Below are 3,474 nucleotides of genomic sequence, written 5' to 3'. Positions count from 1 at the left end.
GGATGCTCCGGCCCCGTCCTGCGCCTGCGGGCCGTCGACGCCGGTGAGCCGGCGTCCGTCCGCAGCCCCTCGATCACCGCGAGAAGTGTGGCCCCCTCGGGCCACCCCCTGCGCGGGGAGTGACTCGAGAGGGCCAATGCTCTCCGTTGGCTTCCTTTGCTCGCTGGGGACGAGGTGCTGCTGGGGACAGCCAGAAACCGTTGTATACGGGAGCTGATCTCAACGGTACGCGCGTCTGGTCTGCGCGTCTGTCCCCTCTTCGGGGGACAGTTTCGTAACAAAAGCCGTGAAATCGGTCTCAGTACAGAAGTATCTGCTTCGACTGGGTCGACGCGATGCCGCCGATCTCGACGCTCACGTTGTACGCCGCACCCCCACCCGGAGCGCTCTGGCGGTTGGGATCGTCGCACGAGCCGACCGACGAGCGGGTGCGATCCCATGCCAGCGGAGCCGCGCTCGAAACGGACTGGCCGGCGGCGAGGAGCACGACCATGTCGCTCGGCTCGGTCTGGCAGTCGGTGGAACGCCACCACACATCGCTGCCGCTCACGATCGTGAACGACTGCCCGCTGGTGCCCACGTTGAGAGTGCAGTCCGCAGCGCCGTCGTTGGTGAGGCGGATCGTCAGCTGCGGATTCTGGCCGGGCTCGTACGTGTCCTGATCGGTGACCGCATCGACCGTGACGTCCCGTGCGACGCAGGGTTTCGCAGTGGGCGGGGCCGTGCTCGACGGTGTCGCAGAAGGTGAGGGGGCGGCATCCGCTGTCGGTTCCGCCGTCGGTGTGACGGTGGGCGTCGGTGTCGCGGTAGATGCCGCCGGAACGGGGATGCTGCTCTGTGTCGCTGTCGGACCGGGGTCGGAACTCGAGGCCGACGCCCCGCGCCACGGCTGGGCGATCAGCAGCCACACCAGGGCGGCCACCGCGAGGACGGCGAGCACCAGGACGATCCGCCGGCGTCGATACACCGCCGGCGAGTGCCGCTTGCGGGGAGGTTGGCCGGTCATGCGCCCAGGCTAAGCCAGCCTGCGGAGGGCTCCCGACCGGCACGCCCCGACGGATGCCGGTTCGCCCCGGTTTCACAGGGTCGGACGGGCGTCAGCGGGTACGGAGTCGGACGGGGGTCAGCGTGTGCGCAGTCCGTCGAGTGCGACGGTGAGCACGTCCGCCGCGAGCTCGGCGGCTCCCTCGGGGCCGGAAGGGCGGTACCACTCGACGATCGAGTTGACCATGCCGAACAGCAGACGCGTGGCGATTGAGGCATCCACATCCGCCCGCACCGACCCTTCGTCCTGCGCGGCCCGCACCATTCCGGTGATCTCGTGGTCGAACGAGCGGCGGCGATCGAGCGCCTGCCGCTCGACCTCGCTGTTGCCGCGGACGCGCAGCTACAGCGTGACGAAGGGCCGCTTGTCCACGAGCACTCGGACGGCACCGCGCAGCACGTACCCGAGGCGCTCACCCGCGTCCCCCTCGCAGGCCCCTGGCTCGAGCAGCACGCCCTCGAGGCCGCCGAGCGCCTCGTCCAGCGCCATGCTGAGCAGGTGCTCCTTGGATTCGAAGTGGTGATACAGCGCCGACTTCGACAGGCCGAGGCGGGTCGCCAGCGAGGCGACGGAGGTCGCGTCGTAGCCGTGCTCGATGAAGACGGCGACCGCGATCTCGAGGATCTGCCGCTGATCGTACCCAGGCCGCCCACGTCGCGGGGCGACCCGGTCGGTGGGAGGCGGCGAGACGGTCACGCTCCCCAGTGTGGCATCCGCTTCGACGAACGGATGCTTCTTCCTGAACGATCGGTAAGGTAATGGCGTGCGCAATGGAGCGGAGGACCCGACGATGGCAGCGCCCCTGCTGGTCGATCGCCTGCCCGACCGCGTGGTGGCGACCCTCAACCGCCCGGAGAAGCGCAACGCGATCGATCAGGACACGATCGACGCGCTGCATGCGCTGTGCGCCGAGCTCGAGGCGGATCCGCGCACCCTCATCCTGACCGGGGCGGGCGGCGTGTTCGCGTCGGGCGCCGACATCGCGCAGCTGCGGGACCGGCGGGCGGCGCACGCGCGGCAGGGCATCAACGCGATGGCGTTCATCCGGATCAACGAGCTGCCGATGCCCGTGATCGCCGCGATCGACGGCTACGCGCTGGGGGGCGGCGCAGAGCTCGCGTTCGCCGCCGACCTGCGCATCGGCACGCCGGCCCTGAAGGTCGGCAACCCCGAGACGGGGCTCGGCATCATGGCGGCCGCCGGTGCGACCTGGCGACTGCGCGAGATCGTCGGCGAGGCCCGCGCCAGTGAGCTGCTGCTCACGGGCCGCATCCTCGACGCCGACGAGGCGCTGGCATGGGGCGTGGTCTCGTCCGTGCATCCCGCGGACGAGTTGATGGGCGCGGCGCACGCGATGGCCGACCGCATCGCCGCGAACGACCCGCTGGCGACGCGGCACACCAAGCTCGCCCTGCGCGCGTCCCGCGCCGACCACCCGGCGATCGAGCTCGAGCTGCAGGCCGAGCTCTTCGAGAGCCCCGAGAAGGACCGGCGCATGACGGAGTTCCTCGAAAGGCGGAACCGCGGATGAGCGACGACGGATCGACTCGGTTGCCGAGCACCGGCGATGCCGCGGATCGAGACCACGCAACCGGGTCCGCCGCACCGCGGCGGGTGGGCGTGCTCGGCGGCGGCCGGATGGGCTCGGGCATCGCGCACGCGTTCGTGCTCGCCGGCTCGGAGGTCGTGGTGGTCGAGCGCGACCAGATCACAGCGGATGCCGCGGCCTCCCGCATCCGCGCGAGCCTGGCCCGTGCAGTCGAGCGCGGCGCCACCCGAGGGCCGCTCGCCGTGCTGCAGTCCGCCGTGACCACCGGCACCGACGCCGGGCTCTTCGCGCAGTGCGCACTCGTGATCGAGGCGGTGCCGGAGGACCGCTCGCTGAAGGTCGAGGCGCTCACGCGCGCCGAGGCCGTCCTGCCGGAGGACGCAGTGCTCGCGTCGAACACCTCGTCCATCTCGATCGACGATCTCGCGGGGGCGCTGGGCCGGCCCTCGCGCTTCCTGGGGCTGCACTTCTTCAACCCGGTGCCCGCGTCTGAGTTGGTCGAGGTCGTGGCTGGTGCGGCGACCGACCCCGCGCTCGTCCAGGAGGCCCGGGCGTGGGTCGACGAACTTGGCAAGACCGCGGTCGTCGTGCGCGACTCCCCCGGCTTCGCCTCGAGCCGGCTCGGCGTCGCGCTCGGGCTCGAGGCGATCCGGATGCTCGAAGAGGGGGTCGCCGACGCCGCCGACATCGACGCTGCGATGACCCTCGGGTACCGGCATCCGGTGGGCCCTCTGCGCACGACCGATCTGGTGGGCCTGGACGTGCGCCTCGGCATCGCCCAAGAGCTGCACGCCAGACTCGGCGCCCGCTTCGAACCGCCCGCCCTGCTGCGCCGGATGGTCGCAGAGGGGCGGCTCGGCCGCAAGAGCGGCGAAGGCTT

The 3,474-nt window shown here is 71.3% G+C and carries 3 protein-coding genes and 1 pseudogene; 2 read left to right on the top strand and 2 right to left on the bottom strand.

Going from position 1 to position 3,474, the window contains the following annotated elements; genetic code table 11:
- Positions 1-298 precede the first annotated feature (298 nt).
- Both VFX99_RS10170 and VFX99_RS10165 read right to left on the bottom strand, forming a co-directional pair.
- Positions 299-1,006 (bottom strand): hypothetical protein, encoded by a 708-nt coding sequence (locus VFX99_RS10170; RefSeq protein WP_329666178.1) that lies wholly within the window; start codon positions 1,004-1,006, stop codon positions 299-301.
- A 117-nt stretch (positions 1,007-1,123) separates the two neighbouring features.
- Positions 1,124-1,741, bottom strand: a pseudogene (locus tag VFX99_RS10165) (TetR/AcrR family transcriptional regulator).
- Between the two features lie 94 nt (positions 1,742-1,835).
- Here VFX99_RS10165 and VFX99_RS10160 point away from each other — a divergent pair.
- Both VFX99_RS10160 and VFX99_RS10155 read left to right on the top strand, forming a co-directional pair.
- Entirely contained in the window at positions 1,836-2,576 is a 741-nt protein-coding gene (locus VFX99_RS10160; RefSeq protein ID WP_329666177.1) for an enoyl-CoA hydratase/isomerase family protein, read from the top strand.
- A partial coding sequence (locus VFX99_RS10155; RefSeq protein WP_414684356.1) for a 3-hydroxyacyl-CoA dehydrogenase family protein occupies positions 2,573-3,474 on the top strand: 902 nt, incomplete at its 3' end. The genes VFX99_RS10160 and VFX99_RS10155, both read left to right, overlap by 4 nt.

It is taken from the genome of Microbacterium sp. (assembly GCF_036277215.1).
Classification (GTDB): domain Bacteria; phylum Actinomycetota; class Actinomycetes; order Actinomycetales; family Microbacteriaceae; genus Microbacterium.
Note: the sequence above shows the minus strand (reverse complement) of the source record. Positions and strands in the feature narration are given on the sequence as shown.